The sequence below is a fragment of the Achromobacter sp. SIMBA_011 genome (genome assembly GCF_046535435.1).
Lineage (GTDB): Bacteria > Pseudomonadota > Gammaproteobacteria > Burkholderiales > Burkholderiaceae_B > Achromobacter > Achromobacter dolens.
Genome location: NZ_JAWRWN010000797.1, coordinates 1 through 256, shown reverse-complemented (window position 1 = coordinate 256; position 256 = coordinate 1). Strand labels below are relative to the sequence as shown.

Below are 256 nucleotides of genomic sequence, written 5' to 3'. Positions count from 1 at the left end.
CGGTAGCTCGTCAGGCTCATAACCTGAAGGCCGCAGGTTCAAATCCTGCCCCCGCAACCATCTTTACTTGCGATCCACCCCGCCCACCGGCGGGGTTTTTCGTTTGTGCCGCAATCGTCAGAATGCCAGCCAGATCGCCCTGGACATCGATCGCCATCTTGTCGTCCACCGGCGTCAGAACGATCTGGTCCACCAGCGAGCGCAGAATGTCGGCCGCCTCGACCCGCTTCTCTTCTTCCTCGTCCTGCAAGGCTTC

1 protein-coding gene is annotated in these 256 nt (G+C 60.5%); it reads right to left on the bottom strand.

Features of this window, described 5'->3' with window-relative positions:
• Positions 1–16 precede the first annotated feature (16 nt).
• A partial coding sequence (locus SB816_RS33175) for a hypothetical protein (protein WP_410548400.1) occupies positions 17–256 on the bottom strand: 240 nt, incomplete at its 5' end.